Origin of the sequence: Pseudooceanicola nitratireducens (assembly GCF_900109195.1) — a bacterium.
Lineage (GTDB): Bacteria > Pseudomonadota > Alphaproteobacteria > Rhodobacterales > Rhodobacteraceae > Pseudooceanicola > Pseudooceanicola nitratireducens.
Map to the genome: position 1 here is coordinate 905,976 of NZ_FNZG01000001.1, position 24,843 is coordinate 930,818.

Here is a 24,843-nt window from a genome sequence, read left to right on the forward strand (position 1 = left end):
AATTCGGGCAGGAAGGGGCTAGTGCAGCTCTTCCAGGCGCAGGTGGATCATCTGGTCGATCACCGCCTCGGGCGGCAGCGACCCGATCGGCACATGCAGCGCGCTTTTCGTCTGGCTGATCCCGCGGGTCAGCTTCAGCATCTGCGGCAGCACCGTGCCGGAATGCGGATAGACGGCCAGGTGATCCTTCCAGGCTGCGTAGCCCATCAGCATCTTGCCGGTGCCGCGCCCCGAAAGGATGCGGTAGCCGGGCATGGAGTAGGACATGACCTCTTCGACCGCGACGCCCGCGTGGGCGATACGTCCGGCCAGGAAGGTCCGCAGGGTTTTCAAAGCCTTGGCCGAGGCTGCCGGATGCGCCGCGATATAGGATGCCGCGTCGTCCGACATGGGCCTTACTCCAGCAGGGTCAGAAGCCGGGCGGCTTCCGCATCGGGATGGGTCAGGGCCTCGCGGTCCTCACCGGGGTGGAAACGCGCGCGCAGGGCCGTCGGCATGGGCGCGGGCGTCAGGATCTGCACCTTGGGGCCAGACACGGCGCTCTCGGCGGCCCAGGTACGCGCCAGGGCGATCTGCGCGGCCTTGGTGGCCCCATAGGCCCCGTGGAACTTCTCGGCCCCGGCGGGATCGTCGAAGAAGACGGCGCGGCCGTCGGTGCCCAGAAGCGGTGCGACAAAGGGAATCAGATGCCCCATGGCCGAGACATTGGCCGTGACCGTCTTGGCCCAGTCCTTGGCATCGATATGCGGCGCGGGCGACAGGGGCGGGACATGCACGGCCGTGTGCAGCCACAGCGCAACACCGCCCCATCTGTCGTGAATGGACCGGCACAGTTGCGCCATGGCGTCCGCATTGGTCACATCCATCGGGGCCAGGGTGGCGCTGCCGCCTGCGGCCTGGATGGAGTCGTCCAGCTCTTCCAGCGCGCCGACGGTGCGGGCGACGGCGACGATGTGATGGGTCGGGGCCAGGGCACGCGCCAAGCTGGCACCCAGCCCGCGGGACGCACCGGTGATAAGGGCGATCTGATCAGTCATGACAGCGGTTTGGCCACTTTGCCCGGGGCCGTCAAGATCCCCGTTGGATCCGTCCGCGCGTCCGGTCCGACACGGGGCAGGGCAGGACGTGCCGAAAGGGCATCAGCCCTGCGGCATGGTCAGCACCTGATGCCCGCCAAAGCCCGAGATCTGGACCACGCCCGCCCCGATGGCCTGCACCTGGGCCAGGCCGATGCGGTCGCCGGGCGCGACCTTGCGCACATCGCCGCTGGCCGTGCGCAGCAGCGCCTTGGGACCGTCGGGCTGGATCATCGTACCCAGAAGGGCGATGCCGCCAAGGTCCAGCGCTTCGGTGTCGGTGGCCAGCTTGGCCACGTTTTCGGGAGTTCCCGCCATGATTGCCTCTTGCAGACGCAGCCCCTGTGCGGGTTGCGCCGCGGGCTTTGCCGCAGTGCGGCGGGAAAGAAAAGGGGGCCGGCCGGCCCCCGATTTCCCTTGGCGGGTTTTCGCTTTTGAAAGCCCTTCGGCCCTGCAGAACATGGCCGATCACGCATCCCTGACCGGGTCGTGAAGCGCCGCCCCCTTGCGCAACAGGGGGGCGGGTGCGGGTCTTATTCCGCCGCGCTTTTGGGTTTGAATCCCTGTTCGATCATGTCCTTGGGGGCAATGGGATAATCGCCCGTGAAGACCGCATCGTGATAGGCGGGGTTCTTCGGGTCGCGTCCGTTTTCCTCGCCCACGGCGCGGTACAGCCCGTCGATCGAAATGAACTTGAGAGAGGCCACACCAAGATATTCGCGCATTTCCTCTTCGGTCATCTTTGCGGCCAGCAATTCTTCCTGCGTGGGCATGTCGACACCGTAGAAATCCGGCCAGATCGTCGGCGGAGAGGCGACACGGAAATGCACCTCGGCCGCGCCGGCCTCGAGCACCATGTCCTTGATCTTGCGCGACGTCGTGCCACGCACGATGGAATCGTCGATCAGGATGACCCGCTTGCCCTTCAGCAGCGACCGGTTCACGTTCAGCTTCAGGCGCACGCCCATGTTGCGGATCTGTTCGGTCGGTTCGATGAAGGTCCGGCCAACGTATTGGTTGCGCACGATCCCCATCTCGAAGGGGATGCCGCTTTGCTGGCTATAGCCGATGGCGGCGGGGGTGCCGCTGTCGGGCACGGGGCAGACCATGTCGGCCTCGACCGGGGATTCCAGCGCCAGCTGGCGGCCGATCTCGCGGCGGACCTCATAGACGGACTTGCCGCCCAGAACCGAATCCGGACGGCTGAAGTAAACGTATTCGAAGATGCAGGGACGGGGTTTGACGTCTTCGAAGGGGCGGAAGCTTTCGATCTTTTCTTCGCTGATCACCACCATCTCGCCCGGCTCGATCTCGCGGATGAACTCGGCCCCGATGATGTCCAGCGCACAGGTTTCCGACGCCAGAACGGTGCCTTCGCCCAGACGGCCCAGAACCAGCGGGCGGATGCCCAGGGGATCGCGCACGCCGATCAGCTTGGACCGGGTCATGGCCACGACGGAAAACGCGCCCTCGACCTGGCGCAGCGCCTCTTTCATGCGGTCGGGGATCGTCCGGCCCATGGATCGCGCCATCAGGTGGATGATGCATTCGCTGTCCGAACGGGACTGGAAGATCGCGCCCCGGCCGATCAGCTCGCGCCGCAGCTGGTTGGCGTTGGTCAAGTTGCCGTTGTGGGCAATCGCCGCACCGCCCATGGCGAATTCACCGAAGAAGGGCTGCACGTCGCGGATCGCGGTGTTGCCCTTGGACCCGGCCGTGGAATAGCGCACGTGGCCGATCCCGATCGACCCGGGCAGGGTTTCCAGCAGCGATTTCGAGGTGAAGTTGTCGCGCACATAGCCAAAGCGGCGCTGGCTTTGGAACCCGTGTTCCTCGTCGTGGGTGACGATGCCGCCGGCCTCCTGGCCGCGGTGCTGCAGTGCGTGCAGGCCCAGGGCGACAAAGCTGGCGGCGTCGGTGACACCAATGACCCCGAAGACACCGCATTCTTCATGCAGCTTGTCATCGTCCCATTCGGTCTGGTGGTCTTCGACGTGCGTTTCGGTGAGGGGCGTGTGGCTGGACAAGGCGAGCTCCGAATCCGTTCAGTCTTGGGCTTCTCTTACGACCTGAGGCGCGCAGTGTCACGAAAGGATCACAAATCCCGGGCCGCGCGCCGTCAATCGTGATGACGCTGCGGCATCCGGGCCGGCAAACGGGGCCGGATTACTGCGTGCAGGTGCCGATCAGCTGTTCATATTGCGTGGTGACCCAGCCAAGCGCGACCTGGGGGTCTTCTTCCTCGAATTGGCCGGTCAGCTGGCCAAAGACCTGGGCCGAGCGGCTGTTGTCGACCACATCGGTCTGTTGCGACGAGAACATGGTGTTGTAGACAAAGAAGGCGATTGCAACCAGCAGCAGCCCGCGCGCCACCCCGAAGAGGAAGCCAAGCGCCTGGTCCAGCCCGCCAAGGGCCGAGCGTTGAACGACCGACGCGAAGAGCGGCGTGAACAACGATGCGATGAGCAGCACTACCGCGAAGACGGCGGCGAACCCGGTGATCATCGACAATTCGCAATTGTCCGAGATGAAGGGCCCGATGACCGGCACTTCCTTGACCAGCGGTGCGACCTGCGGCGCGAAGATGAACGACAGCACACCCGCCGCGATCCAGCCGCCGATGGCCAGCCCTTCGCGCACCAGCCCGCGTGAATAGGCGAGAAGCGCGGACAGAACCACAACACCCGCCACGATGGCGTCAATGATAGTGAAACCTTCCATCTGCCCGTCCTTTGCTTTCGGCCCATGCGCGGGCGCTTTGCGGCCCTATCCGGCGCCGAATACTTCGCCCACGACTGCCGTCAGATCCGGCATTTCCCGAAGGCTCATTCCATCCCGGCCCCGGATCTTTCCGCCCGCCGGTGCTATGGCCGAGGAAAAACCAAGTTTTGCCGCTTCTTTCAACCTGTTTTCCGTCTGACCGACGGGACGAAGCGCGCCGGACAGGGAAATTTCGCCAAAGACGACACATTCTGCCGGAACCGCCACGTCTTCGCGCGCCGAAAGGATCGCCGCCGCCACTGCAAGGTCGGCTGCGGGTTCGGACACCTTCAGCCCTCCGGCGACGTTCAGGTAGACGTCGAGCCCGGCAAAGGGGATGCCGCACCGCGATTCGAGAACCGCCAGGATCATCGCCAGCCGCCCGCCGTCCCAGCCCACGACCGTGCGGCGGGGCTGGCTGTGCGGGGTGGGGGCGACGAGCGCCTGGAATTCCACCAGCACGGGCCGCGTGCCTTCGATGCCGGCAAAGACCACCGATCCCGGGGCCGGTTCGCCGCGTTCCGACAGGAACAGCGCCGAGGGGTTCAGCACCTCGGCCAGCCCGCCGCCGGTCATCTCGAAGACGCCGATTTCATCCGCCGGGCCGAAACGGTTCTTCACGCTGCGCAGGATGCGGAACTGGTGGCCGCGCTCGCCCTCGAAATACAGCACCGTGTCGACCATGTGTTCGACCACGCGGGGGCCGGCGATCTGGCCCTCTTTCGTGACGTGACCGACCAGAATGACCGCCGCACCGCGCCGCTTGGCGAATGTCGTCAGTTCCTGCGCGGTGGCGCGAACCTGGCTGACGGACCCGGGCGCACTGTCCACATTGTCCGACCACATGGTCTGAACCGAGTCGATGATCACCAGATCGGGCCGTTCCTCATCCAGCGTCGTCATGATGTCGCGCAGCGAGGTTTCCGTCGCCAGCTGCACCGGCGCATCCGTCAGCCCCAGTCGCGCCGCGCGGAGCCGCACCTGGGCGCTGGCCTCTTCGCCAGAGATATAGAAGGTCTTCAGCCCCGCATGGGCGAATTTCGCCGCCGCCTGCAAAAGCAACGTGGATTTCCCGATCCCCGGATCGCCGCCCACAAGGATGGCCGAGGCCGGAACCAGCCCGCCGCCCAGCACGCGGTCCAGCTCGTCCATGCCTGATGCGGTTCTTGGCGGCGGGGCCTCTTTCGCGGACAGATCCGTCAGCGCCAGTTTCCGCCCGCGCCCGCCCTTCAGCGCCTTGCCGGGCCCCGAGGACAACGGGGCCTCTTCCTGCAGGGTGTTCCATTCGCCGCAGCCATCACATTGCCCCGCCCATTTCGTGGAATGGGCGCCGCAATTCTGGCAGGTATAGCTGATCTGGGGTTTCGCCATGGCTTATCTTGTGGCCGATCGCCGGGGCAGGGTCAATCCGCCGCGCGGGCCAGATCCCGCTTGGCCCACAGCGACAGCGCCAGGGACGCCAGCACGCAGAAGGTGAACAGATACAGCCCCCAGGCGGTTTCGACCCGGCCCACGCCCAACCCCTTGGCCAGGGTGATATAGAGCGCGATCAGGAAGACATCGGCCATGGCCAGCCGCCCCAGCCCGGTCAGCGGGGCCAGCCAGCGTAGCGGCGCGCGGCCCGATTGCACCAGCGCCAGCGCCAGCACCTTGGCCATGGGCGCGACCAGCGCGAACAGCGCCACCACCAGCGCCAGAAAGACATCCGTCTGCCACAGCGACGCGATCCCAGACAGAACCGAGATTTCCGACAATCCGAACAGCGGCAGGAACCCCGCCCGCACCAGCGGCGCGACCCAGGACAGCGGGAAAAGCACCAGAAGCGACAGGTTCAGATAGAAGGGCAGGGGCATGGCGAGTCCTCGGGGGCTTTTCGCAGATAGGGGCGCGGCCCGGTCCTTGCCACCCCGTGCAACCCTGGCGCCCCCTAGCGCACGGCGGCAATCGGCCCCTCGGCCCGGCCATGGATGAACTGATCCAGGTAAGGATCGCCCGAGGCATCCATCTGCGCCACCGGGCCGGTCCAGCGGATCTTGCCCCCGTGCAGCATGGCGATGTCGTCGGCAATGGCACGCACGCTGGTCATGTCATGGGTGATGGTCATGGCCGTCGCCCCCATCTCGACCACGATTTCGCGGATCAGTTCATTGATCACGCCCGCCATGATCGGGTCCAGCCCGGTGGTGGGTTCGTCGAAAAAGATGATCTCGGGGTCGGCGGCAATCGCACGGGCCAGGCCCACGCGTTTCTGCATGCCCCCCGAAAGCTCCGCCGGAAGGCGGTCGGCCACATCCGGGGACAGGCCGACGCGGCGCAGTTTCTCGATGGCGATCTCGCGCGCCTCGGCCTTGGGGCGTTTCAGCGCGCCGCGCGTCAGGCGGAAGGCGACGTTTTGCCAGACCGGCAGGCTGTCGAACAGCGCACCGCCCTGAAACAACATGCCGAACCGCGCCAGAAAGGCATCGCGATCCGCATCGCGTGCGGCGCCATCGACTGTGATCGTCCCGGCATCTGGCATCACCAGCCCCAGCACGCATTTCAGCAGCACCGACTTGCCCGTGCCGGACCCGCCGATGATCACCATCGACTTGCCCTTGGGCACCTCAAGCGTCACGCCGCGCAGCACCTGGTTCGCCCCGAAGGCCTTATGCACATCGTCAAAGCGGATCATGCCGAGAAGAACACCCCCGTCAGCAGGAAGTTGGCCGCCAGGATCAGGACCGAGGCCGCCTCGACCGAGGATTTCGTCGCCCGGCCCACGCCCTGCGCCCCGCGACCCGAGTTCATGCCGGAATAGCAGCCCATGATCGTGGCGATCACTCCGAAGGCCGCGCCCTTGACCAGGGATGAGATCAGGTCGAGCGGTTCCAGGAAGTCGACGGTGTTCTGCAGGTAGGTCGCCGGGTTGAACCCAAGTGAGCGTACCGCCACCTGGTAGCCGCCGAAGATCCCGATCACATCGCCCACGCCGACCAGAAGCGGCACGGTGACCAGCCCGGCCAGCACACGCGGCACCGTCAGGTATTTCATCGGATGGGTGGAAAGCGTCACCAGCGCGTCGATCTGTTCGGTCACCTTCATCGTGGCGATTTCCGCCGCGATCGAAGACGTCACCCGCGCCGCGATCATCAGCCCGACCAGCACCGGGCCCAGTTCGCGCACCATGCCGATGGCCACGATCTGCGGCACCACCGCCGCCGCGTCGAACCGCGATCCGCCCGCATAGATCTGCAGCGCCAGCGCGCCGCCGGTAAAGACCGCCGTCAGACCGACCACCGGCAGCGACAGCCAGCCGATGTTCAGCAGCGCCGACAGGAATTCACGGCCGTAGAACGGCGGGGTCACCAAGTGGCGCAACGTCTGACCGGCAAAGATCGCGACCCGGCCGATGCCGGCCAGAAGGGCCAGGACCTGCGCCCCGATACCCGCAAGGAAGCCGGCCACCTGTGTCACGCGCCCCGGTAGCGGCGTGTCATCCGCCCGCCAAGCGAGGTGAGGACCTCGTACCCGATGGTGCCGGCATTGTCGGCCACCACGTCGATCACCTGCTGCGGCCCCAGCAGGGTCAGCCCCTGGGGTTCCTCGGTCAGATGGGTGATGTCGACGCCGATCAGGTCCATCGAGATGCGGCCCCGGATCGGGCAGGCGATGTCACCCGCGTAAAGCGAGGTCTTGGGCCCCATGATCCTGTGGATCCCATCGGCATAGCCGGCGGCGACCGTGGCGATCACGGTGCGGTCGCGGGCGACCCAGCTGTTGCCATAGCCGACGCTTTCGCCCGCCTGAAGTTCGCGCACCTGGATGACCGGAAGGTCAAGACGCGCCACCGGCAGCGCCTCGGCAAAGGGCAGGCCGCCGTACATGCCGATGCCCGGGCGGGTCACGTCGAAATGATATTCGGGCCCCAGCAGAATGCCCCCGGTCGCCGACAGCGACAGCGGCACGCCCAGCCCGGCGGTCATCTCGCGGAACTGGCGCAGCTGCCGCGTGTTCATCGCGTGATCGGGTTCATCGGCACAGGCCAGATGCGACATGATCAGGTTGGGCGACAGATCCAGCGCGGTGTCGCGCACGGCCATCCATTCGTCCGGCTCCATCCCCAGGCGGTTCATCCCGGTGTCCAGCTGGATGCCGAAGCCATGGCCGGGCAGGGCCTCGACATGGCGCAGCATCTGGTCGACCGAGTTGATCATCGGGATCAGGTTCAGATCGCCGATCATGTCGGTGTCGCCGCGCATATGCCCCGAGAAGACGTTGATTTCGACGTTCGGGCCAAGGCAGTCGCGCACGGCGGCGCCTTCTTCGGCCACGGCCACGAAGAACCGGCGCGCACCGGCCTTCGCCAGGGCGCGGGCCACGGGCTGGACGCCCAGACCATAGGCGTTGGCCTTGATCACGGCCCCCGTCTCGGTGTTGGAGGAAGAGGCAGCATCAAGCGCGCGCCAGTTGGCGACCAATGCATCAAGATCAACGGTAAGACGTGCGGTACTCATTCCGCCTTTTTACGGCAGGTTAAAACCCGTGCAAGCACAAAGGCACGAAAGCGCAGGGGTTCGCCGCCTGTTCCGCAACGGCCCCGGGGGCTGCTGCTGGATCCGCGCTCATGGCTCCCACCCCTCGCGGTAGCGTTGCCAGATCTTTTCGCCAATCATGCAGTCGGTTGCGGATTGCACGGGGATGACGCGGGGACCCATATGCGCGTCCGGTGCCCCGGGGGGCGGAACCGTCAGTCCGGCGATTTCAAGCACCAGCTTGCGGCGCACGGCGGCGGCGAATTCCGACCAGTCGTGCACCGGCACCAGAAAGGCCCCCGGCCCGCCGATCACGCAGTCGCGGTAATACAGATCCAGATCGTCGATCGTCCAGATGTTGCCCAGCCCGTCGCGGGTCATCAGCGGCAGCCCGTTGATGGTGAACCCCTGCGCGATGACCTCGTCTCGGGCCTGCTGCACCGGGACGCCCGCGTTGTTCGGCCCGTCGCCCGACACGTCGATCACCCGGCGCAGCCCGTTGTACCCGTTGTCCTGAAAATACGCGGCCCCGACGCTTAGCGCGGATGAGATCGAGGTGCGGCGCATGCCTTCACCGACGCTGAAATGGATCGCCTCGGCAAAGGCAAGCGCGTCCTCGCGGCTGCGGATGATCGTCCAGTCCTGCACTACGCGCTGCGAATAGGCTCCGGCCCATTCGACGTAAGCCACGGCCACATTACCGACCAGCCCGCCCTGGATGGCCGTGAACACCTGGTCCGAGGCCAGCGCCTCGGCATAGCCGCGCCGCTGGATCGCCAGTTCCTGCGGCGACATCGACCGCGAGACATCGACCAGAAGCAAAAGCTCAACGTCCACCTCGATCGCGGCGGGGTCATAGGGGGTGACCTGCGCCGTGGCCGGGGCGGCCAGACCAACGAAGGCAAGGCAGCAGAACGCACGGATCATGCGCCAGTGTTGCCCAAGCCCGACGACGTGTCGAGGAAAACCGCGCCCGGGTCAGGGGCGCGGCGATCACGGGTCCGCGATGTCGGAAAGGCCCCTGGGGCCCGCGCAAGATCCGGGGCGACAGCCCGATCAATAGCCGGCGTCTTGGCCTTGCTGCCAGGGCTTCACCAGGTTGCCAAAGCGGGTGAATTCGGATTCGAACGACAGCTCGACCGAGCCGATGGGCCCGTGACGCTGCTTGCCGATGATAACCTCGGCCTTGCCATGCAGGTTCGCCATGCGATCCTGCCATTCCGCCATCTTGTCCAGCTGGTCGTCCGAGGGTTTTTCCCGTTCCACGTAATATTCTTCGCGGAACACGAACATGACGCAGTCCGCATCCTGTTCGATCGAGCCCGATTCCCGAAGGTCCGACAGCTGCGGGCGTTTGTCTTCGCGGCTTTCCACCGTCCGGCTCAGCTGGGACAGGGCGATGACGGGAATGCTGAGTTCCTTGGCGATCGCCTTGAGACCCATGGAGATCTCGGCGATCTCCTGCACGCGGTTGTCGGCGGTGCCGCGCACCAGCTGAAGGTAGTCGACGATCAGCAGGTCAAGCCCATGGGTCCGCTTCAAGCGACGCGCCCGTGCCGCCAGCTGGGCAATCGGGATCGAGGGCGTGTCGTCGATGAACAGCGGGCAGGCCTCAAGCGCCTTGGCGGCCTCGACAAAACGGCGGAACTCGGTTTCCGTCATGTCGCCCTGACGGATCTTGTGCGACGAGATTTCCGAGGCTTCGGCCAGAACACGGGCGGCCAGCTGTTCGGCGCTCATCTCAAGCGAGAAGAACCCGACCACGCCGCCACTGACCGCGCCCTCGGTGCCGTCCGGCATCGCACCGCGCTTGTAGGCCTTGGCCACGTTGAAAGCGATGTTGGTCGCAAGCGAGGTTTTCCCCATCGACGGACGACCGGCAAGGATCAGAAGGTCGGACTTGTGCAGACCGCCCAGTTTCTTGTCCATGTCGACCAGCCCGGTCGAAATCCCGGCCAGCCCGCCATCGCGCTGATAGGCGGCATTGGCGACGTTCACCGCATCGGTGACCGCCGACAGGAACGACTGGAACCCGGACTCGGCCGAGCCCTGTTCGGACATCTTGTAAAGCTTCTGTTCCGCCCGGACGATCTGTTCCTTGGGCTCGTTCTGCACGTCCATGCGCATCGCCTCGGCGGCGATGTCCTGACCCAGCAGGATCAACTCACGCCGGATGGCGAGATCGTGGATCATCTGGGCATAGTCGCGCACCGCATAGGCCGCGATGGCCGAGCCGGCCAGACGCGCCAGATAACCCGGCCCGCCCAGTTCCTTCAGGCCTTCGTCGTCTTCAAGAAACGCCTTCAGCGTCACCGGGGTGGCAAGGGCGTTCTTGGCGATCCGCGCGGCGGCGACTTCAAAGATGCGGCCATGCACGGGTTCATAGAAATGATCGGCGGTGATCAGCTGCGCGATGCGGTCATAAACATCGTTGTTGGTCAGCAGGGCACCCAGCAGCTGCTGTTCGGCTTCGATGGAATGCGGAACGGTGTCCGCCTGCGCGACCTCGGGCTTTGCCTCGCCGCCGCTGGCGTTGAAATACGAAAGATCGTTCATCGTCTGCTCTGTCCCCGGCCGTCTTGTCCTAGGCTGTTTGAAACGGAAGGGTGGGGTGCGTCCGCTGACGCACCCGTCCCCCGATTTCGTGCCTGTTCACTGTCCTGTTCCCCAGTCCCCGTGCGGCGTGTCGGATGACCCCCAAGTCTGTCATCGTCACGTCCCCCCGCCGGGGTGTTATCCAGATAGCGGAGCCCCCGCGGGCGAGGCAATCTGGAAAAGTCTGTGGATAACGCGGTATGATTCAAACCCACTATATCTGGTGGGCGGTGATGCGGCAACGCTGGCATCCTGTAGGGCGCCATAATCGCCGAACCGCCGGGCGTGAGCAAAAAGTCACCAGTCAAGATGCGGAGAGGGGCGAATATGAAAAAGCCGACATACGTTGCCGTATGCCGGTCATGAATTCTTAACGGAAATCTGCCCGCTTCGATTCGCTCAAGGGTCCGGGCGGGGTTTTCGCATAGCGCGATTCGAAGATGCGGTCCGGAAAGCGGGCGCGGTTGCGCCGGTGCCGGATCTGCCGGCGCGCAGGGCCGAAAGGCAGGCCCGATGCGCCCCCGGGATCAGTCCACGGTTCAGCCTCCGGATCAGCCCACGTATCAAGCTTTGCCGCGGGCTTCCTGCCAGGCGCGGGGGGCGTTCAGGAAGGTTTCAACCTCGTCCAGGGTCTCGGCGTCGAAGGATCCGCGGCGGCGCGCCTCGGCCAGGACATCCCACCAGGTGCACAGGTGATGCAGCGTCACGCCGTGATCGCCAAGCGTCTTTTCCGTTTCCGGGAAGATGCCGTAGTAGAAGATCACCGCCGTATGGGCACAGCTGGCCCCGGTGTCGCGGATCGCATCCACGAAAGAGATCTTGGAGCCGCCATCGGTGGTCAGATCCTCGACCAGCAACACTCGCTGGCCTTCGCTCATCGCGCCTTCGATCCGGGCGTTGCGGCCATAGCCCTTGGGCTTTTTCCGAACATAGGTCATGGGCAGCGCCATGCGTTCGGCCACCAGCGCGGCAAAGGGGATACCGGCCGTTTCGCCACCGGCGATATTGTCGAAAGCCTCCAGCCCCGCGTTGCGCATCACCGTCACGGTCAGTAAATCCATCAGGGTCGAGCGGATGCGCGGATAGGAGATCAGCTTGCGGCAGTCGATATAGGTCGGGCTGGGCAGGCCCGAGGCCAGGGTAAACGGTTCGCGCGAATTGAAATGCACCGCCTCGATATCCAGCAGCATGCCGGCGGCCAGGCGGGCGATTTCTTCCGGAGCGGGATAAGAGGAGGGGATCATGTCAGAACCTTTCGCGGGGGGAGGCGTCGGAGGCCTCCGGCGGGAGTATTTTCGGCAAGATGATGGGGATCAGGACCAATAGACCGGGAAGCCGGGGTCGAAGACGGTGACCGGGCCGGCACCGCTTTCGATCTTGGCCGGGAAGGCGGTGGCCTGATCGGATTTGGTCAGGGTGATCGTGTCGTCATTGGGGGCGAGCCCGTAGAAGGCCGGCCCATGCAGCGAGGCGAAACCTTCGAGCTTGTCCAGCGCATCCGCCGCCTCGAACACATGCGCGAGCAGGGGCATGGTGTTCGTGGCGGTGAAACAGCCGGCGCAGCCGCAGGCGTGTTCCTTCAACTCATCAGGATGGGGCGCGCTGTCGGTGCCCAGGAAGAAGCGCGCATCGCCCGAGGTCGCGGCCGCGACCAGGGCCTGGCGGTGTTCTTCCCGCTTGGCGACGGGCAGGCAGTAGTAATGCGGTTTGATCCCGCCCACGAGGATGTGGTTGCGGTTGATGATCAGGTGGTGGGTGGTGATCGTCGCGCCGAGGTCGCTGTCATGGGCGCGCACGTAATCGGCCGCCTGGGCGGTGGTGATATGTTCCATCACCACGCGCAGACCGGGGGTGGCGCGGCGGATCGGATCCAGCACGCGGTCGATGAACACCGCCTCGCGGTCGAAGATGTCGATGTCGTGGTCCGTGACCTCACCATGGGTGCAGAGCGGCATGCCGATTTCAGCCATCTTTTCCAGCACGGGGCGGACGCGGTCGAAGTCACGCACGCCCGAGGCGGAATTGGTCGTGGCCCCGGCGGGGTAGAGTTTGACGCTGGTGGCGATGCCAGAGGCATGGGCGCGGGCGACGTCCTCGGGGTCGGTGTCTTCGGTGAGGTAGAGCACCATCAGCGGGTCGAAGGACATGCCCTCGGGCAGGGCCTTGAGGATGCGATCGCGATAGGCCGCGGCCTGGGCCCCCGTCACCACCGGCGGCACGAGGTTCGGCATCACGATGGCGCGGCCGAAGGTGCGGGCGGTTTCGGGAAGGACGGCCTCCATCATCGCGCCATCGCGCAGATGCAGGTGCCAGTCGTCGGGGCGGCGGATCGTCAGGGTGCGGGTCATGGCTGCCGATTACACAGGAAGGGCGCGAAGGGGAAGCCCGTTCACGCCTCTTCCCCGTCCAATTCCCCGTCCAATTGGCGCAGCCGGCGTTGGAAGCGCGGGGCCTGGAAGCGGGCGGTCACATTCTGGCACAGCAGGCGGATCAGGTCGGGCCGTTCCTTCAGTTCCAGCCGCGACAGCAGCCGGCGCAGATAGGGCAGGTGGTTGCGGCGCGCGCGGTAGAGCCCGGCGAAGAAGCGCGGGGTCAGGCGATCCTCGGCCACGGCCTGAAGGATGGGAAACAGCCGCTTCATGTACAGAAGGTGGGTCTGCAGCGCCTCGCCCATGTAGCGCATCCGGTATTTCGCCACGTTCGGCGCGGTGAACAGCGCCGCATGCATGGCGTCCTGCGTCACGTCCGGGTCGTAGATCACATGCATCTGCTGCGCCGCGTCGATCATGTTCGGCGCATAGCCATAGCGAGAGGTAAAATCGAGCCGCCGCATGTCGGTGAACCGGTCGTCCCATTCCGCCACCGCAGGGTCCAGCGTCGCCTGCGGCTGTACCGCCAGCACCCGCGCGCCGGGAGCGGTCACCGAATAGGCCGCCGCCGCATAGCCGCAGGGACCGGCCCCGTAAAAGATCACCCGGTCGAATTCATCGAAGAACCCGTCATCCACCAGCTGATCGAAATAGGCATAGACATCCTTGTCGCGGAACCAGGTGTCCCCGTCAGAGGCCAGCAGCAGGCTGGACCAGCCCATCTTCTGTGACATCAGCCAGCCCAGGGGTCGGGCACTTTCCGTCAGGCTGCGCATGCCCTGGACGGTTTCGAAACTGACGAGAAGCACCGGCCCCGCCTTGACGAAGGCTGCAAAGTGCCGCCGCCCTAGGCGGTCGGCCGCGCCGCGGGCCTGGGCTTCGTCCATGATGCGGTCGGTCCAGCCGGATTTGTCGAGACCCGTCAGGTCCTGCACCGGAAAATTTCCGTCCATTCCTTCACCCCCACTGCGGTCCGATCAGAAGCAGGGGGCCGCGAATGCCGGGCGCAGGTCTGGCAGGACCGGGGCCTAATCCGCGGCCTCAGGATTCTCCTGTCGGCCAAGATTTGCGTAGCCTACCAGAAACCGCGCCTCGTTCAACGGAACAGCGCGTGTCGGAGGCGTCATCAATAGCCGCCCAAAGAGCGCGCGGAAGGGTTCCTGTTTCATCAGCGTCTCGAAGCGCTGATGCCGCCAGGCCACCGTATCGGCATGCAGCTGCGCCAGCTGCGGGTCGGATTTCAGCTGGGCCAGCTCTTCCTCCATCCGCGGGGCGAGGGCCAGGATCGACACGTCCTTGTCCTGGTTGAAGTTGCGTTCCACCCAGTAATCCGTGCCCAACATATGATCTGAATGCACCGCGCGGCCCCGGTCCGCCTTGAGCACATAGCTTTCCATCGCGCCAAGCGCATAGTGGTTCAGCTGCACCAGCTTGTAATTCGACCGGCCATAGTTGGAGAAGATCCGCTGCGTGCGGAACTTGGCGTCCAATTCGCGCCCCTCGCCGTCGAACCAGCGGGCGGCATCGACACGGGCGGGATCGGGCGCGCGAGGGCGATGCACCCCCAGCTTCCGATAGGTGCCGTCGTTGCGATAAAGCGTCTTGAACATGGCCGAGCGCCAGGGCCAGTACATCACCACCGGTGCCGCATGGGTGAAGGTGCGCGTCACCGGCTGATCATGAAACCGCGCCTGACCGCCACAGCCGAACAGACGCCAGGTCAGGGTGATGGCATCCGCCTGAGGCAGGGCCTTGAGAAGTGCGGGCAGGGTGCGGTCGCCGGTGTGGATATTGACGAATTCGTCCACGTCCAGCGTGGCGATCCAGTCGGCCTGGCGCACGATCTCCATCCGGTCGGCCTGTTTGTAGGCGGTGAACTGGATCCCGCCCTGGTCATAGGGGCCGTCGTTGCGCACATGGGTCAGCAGCCCCATGTCGTGCAACCGGTCCAGCATGGCATCGGTGCCGTCCTGGCAATCGTTGGAAAAGACAAGGAAATCCGTAAATCCCACGGCGCGGTGGTGGGCCAGCCATTCCAACAGGAAGGCGCCTTCGTTGCGCAGAGTGAGAACGGCGAGAAAGCGCATCAATCGCCCCTCGCAAAGGTCACGACCTTGTTGCTGGAATGGCGCGGCGCATAGATCAGCCCGGCCCCGTGCATCGTGTCAAAGACCCGCCGCACGCCCTCCAGCCCCGTAACCTTGGGGTGCAGCACGACCATGGTGTGGCGCACGGTCTCCAGATCCAGCAGCGGCAGAAGCGAAACCTCGGCCCCTTCGATGTCGCACAGGATCACGTCGGGGGTCAGCGCGGCGACGGTCTGGCGGGCGGGCAGCACCGGCACCTCGGTCACGTTGACGATGCCGTCGGTCGGTTCGCGGCTGGTCGAGCTTTCGAAGAACTTGCGCCGGACATAGAAATGCCGGCTGCCGCGCGCCTCGCCCAGAATGGCGTGATGCACGGTGATCGCGTCAAGCCCGTTTTCCGAATGCACCCGGCGGATGCAGGGGATCAGTGCGGTGTTGGCCTCGAACGTATGGACCTGGGCGGGGGCGCAGTTCCGTGCCACCACGGCCGAAAGATACCCCAGCCCGCCGCCGAATTCGACAACCCGGTCGCCCGGCTGCACGATCTTCAGCGCGGCCTGGGTTTCTTTTTCCTCGTAGGTGCCGCTGGCCAGCATGTTGCGCGCCTTGGGAAACAGCGGCGGCATGTCGGTCGGAAAGGTGACCCCGTGACAGCTGACATGCGCGGGGCGACCCATCTCGGCCAGCTCGGCGCGTTTGAACCGGTCCGAGGATCCGGGGAACTGCGCGGAATGGTCGGGATGCTCGGTCATCGTGTTGGACATCTCAGCTTTCCAGGTCCTGGGCCAGGGCATAGGCCACGCGTTCGGTTTCGGTCAGACGGATCGACAGCGCCTGATCGTAAAGGTCCTGAAACTCGGGCGTTGCGTGCAGATCCGCCGCCTTGTCCTGATGCCAGGCAAAGCCCGCGTCATGCAGGGCGCGCAGCTGCGGATCGGCCAGCAGACGGTCCATTTCCGCCCGCAGGCGCGGCAGATTGCGCTGAATCGTGACGTCGGAATAATCGCCCCAGTCCATGCGGATCCAGTAGTTCAGCCCGATCGACCGATCCACATGCAGCGCGCGACCGCGCTGACGTTTGATCAGGTAACTGTCGGCGCTGCGCAGGGCATAGTGGTTCAACTGGATCAGATCATAGCCGATTGACCGTTTCGAACTGCGCCAGCCGTTCTTGATCAGCTCGGCCGTGGCGTCCTGGCCGGACCCGTTGACCCATTTCACCGCCCCCGCCTTGTCGTCAGAGAGCTTGTTGGGCCGGTGGCAGGACAGTTTCGAATAGGCCCCGATATTGCGGAACAGCGTCTTGAAGCCCCAGACCGTATGCGGCTTGGGGCAGAATTTCGGCGCACAGGCGGTGAATTGTTCGATCACCGGGCGGTCGGCCAGATCGGTGACGCCGCCATGGCCGAACAGCCGCCAGGTCATCGCCACGTTCGTGGCGTCCGGGGCTTCGAGAAAGAATTCGTCCAGCGTGCCGTTGCCGCAGCGCACGTTGACGAATTCGTCCACGTCGATATGGGCGATCCACTCGGCATTTTGCAGCACGGGTTCGGTCAGCGCATTGTCCAGCGCATGGGTCTGCGGCGACCGCCCCTGCCAGCCGTCGTTGTTGCGGTGGTGCACGATGCCCATCTCGTCCAGCCGGGACAGGATCGCATCGGTGCCGTCGGTGCAATCGTTGGTGTAGATCAGGAAGGTGTCGAAGCCGATGGCGCGGTGATAGGCGACCCATTCCACGATATAGGGCGCTTCGTTCTTCATGCAGCCGACGATGACCCGGCCACTGCTGCCCTTGGGCAGGGCGCGGGGCGGGGCAGGGTCAAAGGGCACATCCAGCGCGGTTTCATTGACCTTGCCGATCCGGTTGTGCGGCCGGAAGGTCGACGTCTGAAGCCCGTTGAATTTCTCGATCGCCAGCGGCGTCATGATCTTTTGCGCAGTCTCGGAAAGCTGCGGGGTTGCCGGGGCAGGGGCCTCGGCCCCGTTCAGCTGCGCCACGTCGGCCTTGATCGCCTCGCCCTGATCGGCGGTCGCGCGGTCCAGCCGCCACATCCAGGCCAGCAGATATTGCGAGGCACGAAAGCCATCGGGCGCGGGCGGTTCCTGCCAGCGGGCGGCGGCGGGATCGGGGCGCAGCAGGTCGGGCCGCAGCCCCGGGTGCCGGGCGCAAAGCTGTTCGACCATCGGGGCGAACCGTGCTGAAACCTCCGCCAGCGCGCCGGGATCAATGGCCGGTCCGTCGACGGCCAGATCCTCCATAAAGCGTTTCCACATCGGGCGGGGCAACACGTGCTCTCCCTGCCGCAGCAGGCGGATCAGCATGGCGTTCATCTGTCGCGCCCGCGCCAGCCACCGGGCCGAGGGCTCGGTCACCGGATCGACCACTCTGGCCTTGCCGATCTGGTCGCGGATGTCGAAGGCCACCTGCAACTCCTGCGTCACCTCGGCCGAAGCCCACAGCACCGGATCATAGGACCGGAACCGCATCGTGCCCGCCCCGAAGATCGTTTCCCACCTTGCGCCCAGCTTGGCGTAATCCAGCCAGAAGGCCGGGGCCTGAACCGACGGGAATACTCCCCGGGCCGGATCCGCCTGCGGCGTCGCCGTCAGGCAGCCGTCCCACCAATCCTTCGCCTGGGTCAGGCCCAGCTCCATCTCCAGCCCCCGGGCGCGGCCTTCCAGGACCTGCGCCGCATAGACCCGCGCCAGCGCCCGCGCAGGTTCGTCCACATGGGCCGTGACCACGATGTCGTCCGACAGGGTGGTCAGCATCTCGTGCAGGGTCTCCATCTCTCCGCGGCCGATCAGCCCGCTGGCCAGCTGCGCGGCCGACAGGATCAGCACATCTGGATTGGCCCGCGCCACGTCCCGCTCAAGCTGCTCCATCAGCTGCTCGCGCAGGGCGGTCTGCTTGTCCTCGGTGATGAAGCCGCGGGCAAAGCGCAGCGGATCGACGTTTTCCGGGTCGGTCACGGCCATGAACAGCCGCGTGTGGTTCTTCGCCCCGGCCGACCGGGGGAACAGAACGCCCTTGCCCTCAAGCTGGGATCGCTTGTCCGCCAGCACGTCCTGCAGACGGTCCGCCCCGCAGCCCTCAAGCCCGATATGCAGATGGATCCTCACCCGCCGGCCTTCTTCAGATTGCGGTTCGCCAGATTTCGATTGGCCTGGCCCCACCACGGCATGTCGCGCCCGGTAAAGGCCTGCAGCTGTTCGCGGGCATTGGGTGCGGCCACGTCAAGGATCAGGAAGTTCGGATCCCCTGCAAAGATCGCTTCCAGAAAGGCATAATGCGCCTCGATCCAGCGGATGCGGTCGGCCTCTTCCTCTCCATAGCCCACGGGCAGTCCGGGCAGGGCAGCCTTCTGCATCCGCGCCACCATCGAGGTCCAGTTGAGCATCGAATTGCTCAGCTCCTGCGGGTCGCGCCAGCTGGCCACGAATTTCACCTGCGGATGGGCGGCGCGGATCGCCATCAGCACCCCGTGATCCATCTGCGGCCAGGCGGGGTGGCGTTCGCGCAGCACGGAAATCTCGCTCAGCGCCTCGAATTCGTCCAGGCGGGCCAAGGGATCGCCGGTGCGGTAATAGCCGTCATAGATCAGATCGGCGACAAAGGCCTCGGCCAGCTCGGGGCGCTGACTTTGATCCGCCTTGATCCGATGGTCGGCGGTGTGCAGCCCGGCGCGGCGCAGCGCGCGCGCCAGGGTCGTGGTGCCGGATTTCGGCAGCCCGAGGTTGATCACCTGCATCTTGCTCATCCCGTTTGCACCCCTGTCGTCCGTGTCGTCCCTGTCGTTGCGGCGAAGGGCGAGGGCGGCGGCTGCACGCCAAGCGATTGCAACAGCGCCTCTTCCGCCGGACACAGCGTGCCGGCCCGCATCAAGTGCGCCTTCATGTCCCGATAGGCCTGTTGCCTCAGCAGCGCGTCGCGCTTTGCCTCGTGCAGGGCGCAGGCCTCTTCGTGCAGCGTGGCAATCCCGGGCAGGGCCTTCAGCGCGGCCATCTCCCGCTCCAACGCGGGCAGATACCGCTGGATCGAGCGGTCCTGATAGGCCACGTCATTGCGTTCGCGCCAATAAGTGTCGTCAAAGGCCCGGTTTTCGCGGTTCACATCGCCCCGGTCGTTCTTGACCAGGTAACTGTCCAGCGAGCGCAGCGCATAATGGTTCAGCGTAGCGTGATCCCTTGCGCCGGGGGCGGGGAACTTGCGGATGCGGCGCGGATTGGCCGCCACCAGGAACTTGTGCGGCACGTCGCGCCCCGATCCGTCCGACCAGCTGGGCCGCGCCTCGGCCGGCAGCTTGCCACGAAAGAAGGGCCTGTGCGCGCCGTAGTATTGCAGCGGGAAATCCTTGCGCACCAGGGACTTCACCTCGATCGCGAATTCGCCGCACCAGATGTCGGGATTATGGCTGCGATCGAACTGGGCGATGATGGGCACATCGCGAAACCCTTCGACCCCGCCATTGGCCATGAACTGGAAGTTCAGCGAAATCGCCTGCCGGTCTGCCCCGCAGGCAGCAATCAGCGCCGGGATCGTGTGATCGCCCACGTGGATGTTCAGGAACTCGTCCACATCCGCGATCCAGATCCAGTCGGCCCCCGTGACGACCTCCTGCCGACGCGCGTCCTTCAGCGCCTCCATCTGGTAATTGCGCCCCTCCGCCGGGTTGGGCAGGTGATGCACGACCCCCTGGGCAGCCAGGGCATCCAGGATCCGGTCGGTGCCGTCGTCACAATCGTTGGAGTAAAACAGGAAATCCGTGCAGCCGATCAGCCGGTTGAAGGCAATCCATTCGATCAGGAACGGGCCTTCGTTCTTCACACAGGTAACCGCAGTGATGCGCATTCTATGTCCTGCACCGCCCGCTTCGGCGGCCTTGTTGTGCCCCGGTTCACGCGGGGCCTGCTCGGGATGTTGGTCCGGCCTGGCGGTCTTGGCACCCGCCCCGGGATCACCCTTGTTTGCTTGCGCCGGACTTTTGCATCCCTTGGGTGCTGCGTCAACGTGTCGGGGAAAGTGCGGGACAAAATGCTACATATGGCCAACTTGACCCCGGCCGCCGCCCATGCGCTGTTACGGGGATTGACCGCAGGAAAGGCCGCCCTGACCATGACCCAGCCGATCGACGCCATCGACGAAGTGCAACAGATGCTCTCCGGGCAGGATTACGTGGCTGGCCGCGCGCTATCGACCGTGGTCTTCCTGGCGCTAAAACTGGGCCGGCCCCTGTTCCTGGAAGGCGAGCCAGGCACCGGCAAGACGGAAATCGCCAAGGCCATCGCCACCGGGCTGGGCCGCCGACTGATCCGCCTGCAATGTTACGAAGGGCTCGACGCCGCCTCGGCGGTCTACGAATGGAACTTCCCGGCCCAGATGATCGCGATCCGCACCGCCGAGGCCTCGGGCCAGGCCGACCGCGCCGCGCTGCAGTCCGAACTCTTCAGCTCGGACTACCTGACCGAACGGCCGCTGCTTCAGGCCATGCGCCCAGATCCCGCCGGGGCCCCCGTGCTGCTGATCGACGAACTCGATCGCACGGATGAACCGTTCGAGGCCTTCCTGCTCGAGGCGCTGTCGGACTTCCAGGTCACGATCCCCGAACTCGGCACGATCAAGGCGCCCGAGCCGCCGATCGTCATCGTCACCTCCAACCGCACCCGCGAAGTGCACGATGCCCTCAAGCGACGCTGCCTCTACCATTGGGTCGACTACCCTGACTTCGAGCGTGAAATGCAGATCCTGCGCGCCCGCGCCCCCGAAGCCTCCGAAGCCCTCTCGCGTGAAATCGTCGCCTTCGTGCAGCGCCTGCGCACCGAAGACATTTTCAAGAAACCCGGTGTCGCCGAAACCATCGACTGGGCGAAATGCCTGCTGGCCCTCGACGTGGTCTCGCTGTCCCCCCAGACAATCGCCGACACCCTGGGCGCGATCCTAAAATACCAGGACGACATCGCCCGCCTCGAAGGCTCCGAAGCCAAGCGCCTCCTGGACGAGGCCCGCGCCACGATCGGCCCCGCCTGATGCCGCGCAGCCACGCCTTTGGGGACCCAAATCCCCATCATCTTGCCGAAAATACTCTGCAGGGGGTGCGGGGGATGCAAAATCCCCCGCGGCGCGGCTGATGCCACAGGGCATACCCGAATATGCCCCGCTCGACCTGCCGGACAACCCGCAGCTGGCCGGCAATATCACCCATTTCGCCCGTGCCCTGCGCAAGGCCGGGCTGCCGATCGGGCCGGGGCGCACGCTGGATGCGATCCGCGCGGTCCAGGTGGCGGGTTTCACCGACAAACGCGATTTCTACTGGACCCTGCACGCCTGTTTCGTCTCGTCCCCGCAGCATCGTCAGGTCTTTTCCCAGCTCTTCCGCCTCTACTGGCGCGACCCGCGCTACATGGAACACATGATGTCCATGATGCTGCCCGCCGTGCGCGGCGTGGCCGAGGATCGTGCTGCCGAAGCCGGGGAAAAACGCGCGGCCGAGGCGCTGCTCGACGGGGCCGATCAGCCGATGCCGCAACCTCAGGACGACCCCGAGGAAGAGACAAAAATCGAGGTCGACGCCTCCCTCACCATCTCCGAGGAAGAGCGTCTGCGCTCCCTCGATTTCGAACAGATGTCGACCGAGGAAATCGCCCGCGCCAAGCGCATGCTGGCCCGGCTGACCCTGCCGGTGAAACCCATGCTGTCGCGCCGTCGCGTCGCCTCGCCCCATGGCGCGCGGATCGACACCGCCCGCACCCTGCGCGCTGCCATGCGCACGGGGGGCGAGATCCAGGCATTGCACCGCGCCCGCCCGCGCCCCCGTTGGCCGGCACTGGTGACGCTCTGTGACATCTCCGGCTCGATGTCGCAATACAGCCGCATGGTGCTGCATTTTCTGCATGCGGTGGCCAATGAAAAGGGCGCGGGCTGGGCGCGCGTCCATGCCTTCACCTTCGGCACCCGCCTGACCAATATCACCCGCCACCTGAACAACCGCGACGTCGACGCCGCCCTGGCCGCCGCCGGGGCCGAGGCCCAGGACTGGGAAGGCGGCACGCGCATCGGCGACTGCCTGCACGACTTCAACCGCGACTGGTCGCGCCGGGTCATGGGGCAGGGGGCGGTGGTGCTTCTGATCACCGACGGGCTGGACCGGGGCGATCCATCTGCGCTGGCGCATGAGATGCAGCGCCTGCATTTGTCCTCGCGCCGGCTGATCTGGCTGAACCCGCTGCTGCGCTGGGACGGCTTCGCCCCCAAGGCGCGCGGCATCGCCGCCATGCTGCCCCATGTGGACAGTTTCCGCGCCGGCCATTCCATCGCCTCGATCGAAGATCTGGCCCTTGCCCTTTCCCGCCCGGATGATCGCGGCGAAAAGGACCGTCTGATCGCCTCGCTAAGTGCCTGAAGTCACACGCGCTATCCGATAACATCGAACTTTTTTCGCTGACGATGCGTTGAGCTTTCGAACCGCGGCCCGACTTGGGGCTTTCGCGGACCTGAAAGGACACCGAGATGAACAGCAAGTTTCTGAAATCGACCACCGCCATCGTGCTGAGCCTCAGCCTGGCCGTGCCGCATGTGGCGCTGGCCCAGACCGCGGCCGAGCTCGAGGCTGAACTGGGCGTCGACACCTCCAACCTGACCGAGGCCGAACTGGAGGACCTGCGCAAGCAGCTGGCCGACCAGCGCGCGGCCCAGGCCGCGGATGCGCCCTCCGCCCAAACTGAAGCCCCGGCAAACACCCAGGCCGAAGCCTCTGCCAATGCACCCGCTGACGCTCCGGCCGACAGTGCCGCAACTGCCGAAGCCCCCGTTGCTGAACCTGCCGAAGAGCCCGGCCTGCTGGACCGCGCCGTGGGTGCCGTAACCGAACAGCTGAATGCCGTGACCGGTAATGACACCTCCGCCGAAGCGGCCCCCGAGGCCAGCGCCGAGGCACCGGCAGACACCGTGACGCCCGAGGCAACCGCCGAAACCACGACTGAGGAAACCGCGACCGAAGCCCCGGCCGCAACCGCGGCCGAGACGACGGCGGAAACCACGGCTGAAACTGCCCCGACTGCAGAACCTGCGGCAGAACCGGCGGAAGAACAGACCGCGGAAACGCCGGCCGAGACGACTGAAACCGCGCCCGAAGCCACCGCTCAGGCCGATGGCAGCGTCGCGACCGAAGAGTCTTCCGAACCCCAGGGCACCATGCTGGAACAGACCGTCGACAAGCTGCGCGCCCAAGTCGAGGAACTGACCACCAACACCGAGGATCTGGCTGAACGTCAGGCCGCCTCCGAAGCTGCGGCTGCCGAAGCCCAGGCCGGTTCGATGGCCGCTCAGGCGGAAGGCACCGAAGGGGCCGAGGTCGTGGAAAGCACCGTGACCGAGGAAACCGCCCGCTCCTCGACCGAGGAATTCCAGACCGATGTCGCCTCGACCGAAGGGGCGACTGACGCTGAAGCCACGGCCACGTCCGAGAAAAAGGGCCTTGATACCGCTGGCAAAATCGCCCTGCTGGGCCTTGGTGCCCTGGCCGTTGGCCAGATCCTGAAGAACGGCTCCGAAGTGGTGTCGAACTCGGGCGACCGCGTGGTCGTGCAGCAGGCCGATGGCACCTACAAGGTGCTGAAGAACGACGACGCCGTGATGTTCCAGCCTGGCACCGACGTGAAGACCTTTGCCTATGACGACGGCTCGACCCGCACGGTCGCTGTCCGTCAGGACGGCACGCAGATCGAAACCATCCGCGCCGCCGACGGCACGGTTCTGCGCCGCGCCCGGATTTTCGAGGACGGCACCCGCGTGGTCCTGTTCGACGACACCCAGGTCGCGCAGGAGGTCGAGGTGAACAAGCTGCCGCAGGTCACCGATACGCAGCGCGAGATCAACATTCGCCAGGCCGAAGAGGACGAGCTGCGCGCCGCCCTGGCCGCCAACCTGCCCGAGACGGTCGATCGCCGCTTCTCGCTCAGCCAGGTGCGCAATATCAATGCCGTCCGTCAGCTGGTGCCGGAAATCGGCGTGGACAGCATCAACTTTGAAACCGGGTCGTCCGTGATCCGCCCCGAGGAGGCCAAGGAGCTGGCCGCCCTGGGCACGCTGATGCGCGAACGGATCAGCCAGAACCCCGGTGAGGTCTTCCTGATCGAAGGTCACACCGATGCTGTTGGCGCAGCAGGCTACAACCTGGCGCTGTCCGACCGCCGTGCGGAAAGCGTGGCCCTCGCCCTGACCGAATACTTCGACGTGCCGCCGGAGAACATGGTTGTACAGGGCTACGGTGAATATGATCTTAAGATCCGCACCGCCGAGGCCGAGCGTGAAAACCGCCGCGCCGCCGTGCGCCGCATCACCGCGCTTCTGTCGGGCAATTGATCCGGCCCCGCGCCAGGGATTGATCCCTGAAGTAGGCAACAGGAAGGCCGGGCATCGCTGCCCGGCCTTTTTGGTGTCCACCTG

General features: G+C 65.6%; 23 protein-coding genes. 3 read left to right on the plus strand and 20 right to left on the minus strand.

Features of this window, described 5'->3' with window-relative positions:
- Positions 1-18: 18 nt before the first annotated feature.
- The 20 genes from BMX99_RS04225 to BMX99_RS04320 all read right to left on the minus strand — a co-directional run bounded on the left by BMX99_RS04225 (position 19) and on the right by BMX99_RS04320 (position 20,250).
- Positions 19-390 carry a DUF1801 domain-containing protein gene (locus tag BMX99_RS04225; protein WP_093447615.1) on the minus strand — a complete coding sequence of 124 codons (372 nt, stop codon included), beginning with the start codon at positions 388-390 and terminating at the stop codon, positions 19-21.
- Between the two features lie 5 nt (positions 391-395).
- Positions 396-1,037 carry an SDR family NAD(P)-dependent oxidoreductase gene (locus BMX99_RS04230; protein WP_093447617.1) on the minus strand — a complete coding sequence of 214 codons (642 nt, stop codon included), beginning with the start codon at positions 1,035-1,037 and terminating at the stop codon, positions 396-398.
- 102 nt (positions 1,038-1,139) lie between these two features.
- On the minus strand, positions 1,140-1,394 hold the full coding sequence (locus tag BMX99_RS04235) for a hypothetical protein (RefSeq protein WP_093447620.1): 255 nt from the start codon (positions 1,392-1,394) through the stop codon (positions 1,140-1,142).
- Between the two features lie 215 nt (positions 1,395-1,609).
- Positions 1,610-3,103 carry an amidophosphoribosyltransferase gene (gene purF / locus BMX99_RS04240; protein WP_093447622.1) on the minus strand — a complete coding sequence of 498 codons (1,494 nt, stop codon included), beginning with the start codon at positions 3,101-3,103 and terminating at the stop codon, positions 1,610-1,612.
- 139 nt (positions 3,104-3,242) lie between these two features.
- Positions 3,243-3,797: a CvpA family protein gene (locus BMX99_RS04245; RefSeq protein WP_093447625.1), complete on the minus strand. Its 555-nt coding sequence runs from the start codon at positions 3,795-3,797 to the stop codon at positions 3,243-3,245.
- A gap of 45 nt (positions 3,798-3,842) precedes the next feature.
- Positions 3,843-5,207 (minus strand): DNA repair protein RadA, encoded by a 1,365-nt coding sequence (radA, locus tag BMX99_RS04250; RefSeq protein WP_093447627.1) that lies wholly within the window; start codon positions 5,205-5,207, stop codon positions 3,843-3,845.
- Between the two features lie 32 nt (positions 5,208-5,239).
- Complete coding sequence (locus BMX99_RS04255; protein ID WP_093447629.1) at positions 5,240-5,689, minus strand: paraquat-inducible protein A; 450 nt, start codon at positions 5,687-5,689, stop codon at positions 5,240-5,242.
- Between the two features lie 74 nt (positions 5,690-5,763).
- On the minus strand, positions 5,764-6,507 hold the full coding sequence (locus tag BMX99_RS04260) for an ABC transporter ATP-binding protein (protein WP_093447631.1): 744 nt from the start codon (positions 6,505-6,507) through the stop codon (positions 5,764-5,766).
- Positions 6,504-7,280, minus strand: a complete 777-nt coding sequence (locus tag BMX99_RS04265; protein ID WP_093448462.1) for an MlaE family ABC transporter permease — start codon at positions 7,278-7,280, stop codon at positions 6,504-6,506. Before BMX99_RS04265 ends, BMX99_RS04260 begins: the two co-directional genes overlap by 4 nt.
- 5 nt (positions 7,281-7,285) lie before the next feature.
- A complete protein-coding gene (alr, locus tag BMX99_RS04270) occupies positions 7,286-8,329 on the minus strand; it encodes an alanine racemase (protein ID WP_093447633.1) in 1,044 nt (347 codons plus the stop codon).
- Positions 8,330-8,437: 108 nt separating this feature from the next.
- Entirely contained in the window at positions 8,438-9,274 is an 837-nt protein-coding gene (locus BMX99_RS04275; RefSeq protein ID WP_244525586.1) for a DUF1194 domain-containing protein, read from the minus strand.
- 129 nt (positions 9,275-9,403) lie between these two features.
- Positions 9,404-10,903 carry a replicative DNA helicase gene (locus BMX99_RS04280; RefSeq protein ID WP_093447635.1) on the minus strand — a complete coding sequence of 500 codons (1,500 nt, stop codon included), beginning with the start codon at positions 10,901-10,903 and terminating at the stop codon, positions 9,404-9,406.
- Positions 10,904-11,505: 602 nt separating this feature from the next.
- The gene (locus BMX99_RS04285) at positions 11,506-12,186 is read right to left on the minus strand and encodes an orotate phosphoribosyltransferase (RefSeq protein WP_093447637.1); all 681 of its coding nucleotides are present in this window, start codon (positions 12,184-12,186) and stop codon (positions 11,506-11,508) included.
- Positions 12,187-12,255: 69 nt separating this feature from the next.
- The gene (gene pyrC / locus BMX99_RS04290; RefSeq protein WP_093447639.1) at positions 12,256-13,290 is read right to left on the minus strand and encodes a dihydroorotase; all 1,035 of its coding nucleotides are present in this window, start codon (positions 13,288-13,290) and stop codon (positions 12,256-12,258) included.
- Between the two features lie 41 nt (positions 13,291-13,331).
- The gene (locus tag BMX99_RS04295; RefSeq protein WP_093447641.1) at positions 13,332-14,264 is read right to left on the minus strand and encodes a phosphoadenosine phosphosulfate reductase; all 933 of its coding nucleotides are present in this window, start codon (positions 14,262-14,264) and stop codon (positions 13,332-13,334) included.
- A 75-nt stretch (positions 14,265-14,339) separates the two neighbouring features.
- Complete coding sequence (locus BMX99_RS04300; RefSeq protein WP_093447643.1) at positions 14,340-15,398, minus strand: glycosyltransferase family 2 protein; 1,059 nt, start codon at positions 15,396-15,398, stop codon at positions 14,340-14,342.
- A complete protein-coding gene (locus BMX99_RS04305; RefSeq protein ID WP_175480261.1) occupies positions 15,398-16,150 on the minus strand; it encodes an FkbM family methyltransferase in 753 nt (250 codons plus the stop codon). Before BMX99_RS04305 ends, BMX99_RS04300 begins: the two co-directional genes overlap by 1 nt.
- Positions 16,151-16,163: 13 nt before the next feature.
- Entirely contained in the window at positions 16,164-18,521 is a 2,358-nt protein-coding gene (locus tag BMX99_RS04310) for a glycosyltransferase family 2 protein (RefSeq protein WP_093447649.1), read from the minus strand.
- Positions 18,518-19,159 carry a sulfotransferase gene (locus BMX99_RS04315; protein ID WP_244525585.1) on the minus strand — a complete coding sequence of 214 codons (642 nt, stop codon included), beginning with the start codon at positions 19,157-19,159 and terminating at the stop codon, positions 18,518-18,520. The genes BMX99_RS04310 and BMX99_RS04315 overlap by 4 nt, the downstream gene beginning before the upstream one ends.
- Positions 19,156-20,250, minus strand: coding sequence for a glycosyltransferase family 2 protein (locus BMX99_RS04320; RefSeq protein WP_093447651.1), 1,095 nt, complete (start codon positions 20,248-20,250; stop codon positions 19,156-19,158). The genes BMX99_RS04315 and BMX99_RS04320 overlap by 4 nt, the downstream gene beginning before the upstream one ends.
- A 264-nt stretch (positions 20,251-20,514) precedes the next feature.
- On the opposite strand from BMX99_RS04320, the gene BMX99_RS04325 reads away from it, so the two are divergent.
- From BMX99_RS04325 to BMX99_RS04335, 3 genes are all read left to right on the plus strand, one after another.
- Positions 20,515-21,426, plus strand: a complete 912-nt coding sequence (locus tag BMX99_RS04325) for an AAA family ATPase (RefSeq protein ID WP_093448470.1) — start codon at positions 20,515-20,517, stop codon at positions 21,424-21,426.
- A 112-nt stretch (positions 21,427-21,538) separates the two neighbouring features.
- A complete protein-coding gene (locus BMX99_RS04330) occupies positions 21,539-22,798 on the plus strand; it encodes a vWA domain-containing protein (protein WP_093448472.1) in 1,260 nt (419 codons plus the stop codon).
- A gap of 107 nt (positions 22,799-22,905) precedes the next feature.
- On the plus strand, positions 22,906-24,759 hold the full coding sequence (locus tag BMX99_RS04335) for an OmpA family protein (RefSeq protein WP_093447653.1): 1,854 nt from the start codon (positions 22,906-22,908) through the stop codon (positions 24,757-24,759).
- Positions 24,760-24,843 lie beyond the last annotated feature (84 nt).